Annotated in this window: 4 protein-coding genes; all 4 read right to left on the bottom strand. The window is 30.7% G+C overall.

The window, feature by feature from the left end; all coding sequences use genetic code 11:
• Positions 1–8: 8 nt before the first annotated feature.
• The 4 genes from ACTHW2_RS05710 to ACTHW2_RS05695 all read right to left on the bottom strand — a co-directional run bounded on the left by ACTHW2_RS05710 (position 9) and on the right by ACTHW2_RS05695 (position 4,561).
• Complete coding sequence (locus ACTHW2_RS05710; protein WP_442263011.1) at positions 9–1,196, bottom strand: cation:proton antiporter; 1,188 nt, start codon at positions 1,194–1,196, stop codon at positions 9–11.
• Between the two features lie 128 nt (positions 1,197–1,324).
• Entirely contained in the window at positions 1,325–2,521 is a 1,197-nt protein-coding gene (locus tag ACTHW2_RS05705) for a cation:proton antiporter (protein ID WP_442263010.1), read from the bottom strand.
• A 141-nt stretch (positions 2,522–2,662) separates the two neighbouring features.
• Complete coding sequence (locus ACTHW2_RS05700; protein ID WP_442263009.1) at positions 2,663–3,001, bottom strand: P-II family nitrogen regulator; 339 nt, start codon at positions 2,999–3,001, stop codon at positions 2,663–2,665.
• 390 nt (positions 3,002–3,391) lie between these two features.
• On the bottom strand, positions 3,392–4,561 hold the full coding sequence (locus tag ACTHW2_RS05695; protein ID WP_442263008.1) for a dicarboxylate/amino acid:cation symporter: 1,170 nt from the start codon (positions 4,559–4,561) through the stop codon (positions 3,392–3,394).
• Positions 4,562–4,608: the final 47 nt, after the last annotated feature.

Raw genomic sequence — 4,608 nt, 5'->3', positions numbered from 1 at the left:
TATGAATTTTATTTTGCTATTCTAGTATCTCCATTTTCTTCTCCAGCTTTTACAATACCTATCTTAGTACATACAGGTCCCACTATCTCAAATACAAGTACACTAAATAATACAATTGTAGATGCTCTTCCACCTATTTTAGGAAGCTCTGACATTACTATAGCAGCAAGTCCTATAGAAACTCCTCCAATAGGCAATAAACTCATCCCTAAGTATTTTTCTATTATTTCACCTGATCCTACCTTTTTAGCTCCTAGATAACCTCCTAATACTTTTCCTGCTGCTCTTGAAAGTATATATCCCACTCCTATTAGTCCAACACTTGATAAGACGCTTAAATCTAAGCTAGCACCTGCTAGTGTGAAAAACATTAGATAAATAGGCGGTGTCATGTATGTTAGTAAACTAAATATTCTCTGAGATTTTGGAAATATATTTACAAGAGTTGCACTCATCATCATACATGTAAGTAGTGGTGATAAGTTAAGTATATTTGCAAGTCCTACGCCAGCAAATATAAAACCTACAACTACTGATATAAGTATATCTTCTGTTTTACTTTTCTTTGATAAATAACTTAAAATGATTCCTAATATAAATCCAATAATTAAAGATCCACCTATTTCTATTAAAGGTGCAGATATAAGTTCTATTATAGAGATTTTCCCTACACCAGCAAGAAGTTTGGCAACAGATAAACATATTCCAAATAACATAATTCCAAGTGCATCATCTATGGCAACTACTGGTAAGATGGTATTTACTAATGGTCCTTTAGCCTTTAGCTCTCTTATAACAAGTAGTATCCCAGCTGGAGCTGTTGCAGTTGCAATACTTGCTATTACAAGGCTAAAACTAAATTCTTGTCTAAAGACTAAAAACATACATAAAAAAACAACTACCATAGTTGTTGAAAATTGAAATAAAGTGATAGTCATAATCTTTTTTCCAACTTTTTTCATGTCTTTCCATAAAAATTCACTTCCTATGCTAAATGCTATAGCAGCTAATGCAATCTCATTTAACATGGCAAGACTATTAATATCAGAAGTATTTACAAGATTTAATATTGACGGTCCTATTAATAGTCCACCTACTACATATCCCGAAATATTTGGTAATTTAAAATAATTTGCAAGATGTCCTCCTGCAAGTCCTACAAAAACTATAATACTTAGTTTAAAAAGTAAATCCAAAATAATCATCCCTTACATAATATTGATATATATATCTATCAATTTATTATACACCTAAAAAATATTATGTGCAAATATAGAGCTTTAAGGAATTATTGTATTTTTATAAAATATTTAATAATTTATGATTATTTGGTATTAGCTTGCATTTTTTTTGCTTTATTTGATTCTCCTGATTTTTCTATTGCTATCTTAGTACATATAGGTCCTATTATTTCAAATACAAGCACACTAAACAATACAATTGTAGACATTCTAGCACCAACTTGCCCAAGTTCAGACTTTACAATAGCGGCAAGACCTATAGAAACCCCTCCAATAGGCAGTAAACTCATACCTAAATATTTAACTACTGCATCTTCAGCTTTCACCTTCTTAGCTCCTAAATTAGCTCCTAAAAGCTTTCCACCTGCCCTTGCCAATATATATCCTACTCCTACAAATCCAACACTTGATAAGACACCTAGTTCTAAACTAGAACCTGCTAATGTGAAAAACATTAGATAAATAGGTGGTGTTATATGAGATACTAAGTTAAATACCCTTTGAGATTTTGGTAATACGTTTACAAGAGTTGCGCTCATCATCATACATGTAAGAAGTGGTGATAAGTTAAGTATATTTGCAAGTCCTACACCAGCAAATATAAAGCCTGTCACTATAGATAACAGTATATCTTCTGATCTGCTATGAGTTGATAAATAGCTTAAAACAACTCCTAGTATAAATCCTATAATTAGAGATCCACCTATCTCAATTAAAGGTGCTGATATAAGTTTTATTAAAGAAAATTCTCCTACACCAGAAAGAAGTTTGGCAACAGATAAACATATTCCAAATAACATAATTCCAAGTGCATCATCTATGGCAACTACTGGTAATATAGTATTTACTAAAGGCCCTTTAGCTCTTAGCTCTCTTATAACAAGAAGTATTCCAGCTGGCGCTGTTGCAGTTGCAATACTTGCTATTACAAGACTAAAACTAAATTCTTGTCTAAATATTACAAACATGGCTAAAAAAACGACTACCATAGTACTTATAAATTGGAATAAAGTTATTGTCATAATCTTTTTCCCAACTTTTTTCATATCCTCCCATAAGAATTCATTTCCTATGCTAAATGCTATAGCTCCCAGTGCAATCTCATTTAACATGGAAAGACTATCGATATCTGATGTTTTTATAAGATTAAAAAAAGAAGGTCCTATAAGGAGACCCCCTATTACATATCCTGAAATATTTGGTAATTTTAGGTAATTTGCAAGCCGGGCACCAGCAAGTCCTATAAAAACAATAACACTTAATTTAAATATCAAATCCAAAAAGATCATTCCTCCACATAATAATAAATTTCTATCCTACTCATTATAAGACACTTTACATTAATGTTCAAATATAGAGCTTTAAAAAGATTGGTTTATCTAAGATAAAAGTTTTATTTTAGATTTTATCTATCTCCATATTTATATACCATAAACATTTCCAACTGGCATTGTAAATACCATACCTACTCCTGGATCGTTTATATTACCTAAGATTTCTTTCACAGTTTCAACAGTCTTATCTAGTAAATCCTTGTCATCTATAACTGTAAATATAGTTTTATTATAAGGTCTAGCATTTTCTATAAAAGTTCTTATTCCCCCAAAAAATGGATCTTTACCCCTTCCACTATTTGTCATAGCAGATCCCATACCTTGACTATCAACTATAGTAGCTCCTTTTACACCTATTTCAACAAAACTATCCAATATATCATCTAAATAATCTGTTTCATTTAACACTATAAATACTACATTCATCTTAACACTATCCCTTCATATAATTATACTACTTCAGCTTCCCTTTTAGACCTTTTGATATACTCACTAATAAGAATTCACTTCCTATAGTAAATTCTTTAGAAGCTAATGCCAATTCATTTATTAAAACAAGCTAAGAAGGTCCAACTAAGAATCCCTGACAAAGCATTCCTAGATACAAGTTTTTTTCTTATACCTTCTATATTATAGGACATATCCTAAGAATGTGCAAATTTAGGGATTTTAAAAGATTTATAATATATTACTTTGCTATAATTATAAAAATACTTCCAAGTAAAATTTCTAATTTAAAATTAATTAGATTATCTACTTTGGAAGTATTTTATAATTTTGAATATTTTATTTTTACACCATTATAATTTTAAAGGTTTAAGCTTTTGATTTTTCTTTTCCATACATTCCTGTTAACATAAGTGTTATAGCACCGTCTCCCACTATATTACAAGCTGTTCCAAAACTATCTTGAAGAGCAAATATAGTAAGCATTAAAGCAACCCCAGAAGCATCAAAACCCAATACTCCAGTTATTAATCCAAGAGATGCCATAACAGTCCCTCCAGGTACCCCTGGTGCTCCTATTGCAAAAACACCTAAAAGAACAACAAATATAATCATATTTAATACAGATGGAAGTGTTCCATAAAGAACTTGAGATACTGTCATTACAAAAAATACTTCTGTTATAACAGATCCACAAAGATGTATTGTAGAACAAATAGGAATACCAAAATCTATTATTTCTTCTTCTAAAACAGGTGATTTTTTTGCACAATCTAAGGCAACTGGTAATGTAGCTGCTGAAGACATAGTTCCTATAGCTGTTAAATATGCTGGCCCATAATACTTAAATACTTCTTTTGGATTTTCTTTTGAGATCGCACCAGCAATCATATAAAGTATCCCTAGCCATATAAAGTGTCCCACCAAAGCTATAAGTATAACGCTTATAAATACAGGTAGTTGTTTAGTTATTCCACCTTCATAAGCAAGACCTGCAAAAGTAGTAGCAATAAATAGTGGTAATATAGGTATTATCATCTTTTTAACAACTGCCATCATAATATTGTTAAATTCCTGAAATATGTTTTCTATAGCTTTTGATTTTGTCCAAATAATAGCAAGGCCCATAACAACAGAAAATACTAAAGCTGACATAACAGGCATAATTTGAGGTATGTCAAGCTGTAACAATAACTCTGGAAGTTCCTTTAGCCCTGCTGGATCTGTAACTATATTAAGCCCTGGTATAATTATATATCCAGCAATTGCTGAGAATATAGCTGCTCCAACAGAAGATGCATAGGCAATCACTAAAACAGATCCAAGCATCTTACTAGCATCTGATTTTAATCCAGTAATAGAAGGAGTAATAAATCCTATTATTATTAATGGAACACAGAAAAATATAAATTGCCCTATAACATGTTTTAAAGTCATAATAATTTCAATGATATTTTCATTTACTACTAGTCCTATACCCATACCGAGAATAACTGCTAATATAAGTATTACTATTAAATTATCTTTAATCTTTGACAATTCTCTCTCCCCTTTAAAAAACTTAATTTTTAACGATCTAACATTAT

The sequence above is a fragment of the Tissierella sp. genome, from assembly GCF_052089545.1.
GTDB lineage: Bacteria > Bacillota > Clostridia > Tissierellales > Tissierellaceae > Tissierella_A.
The sequence above is the reverse complement of the archived record's forward strand: the minus strand, read 5'-3'. Positions and strand labels throughout refer to the sequence as shown.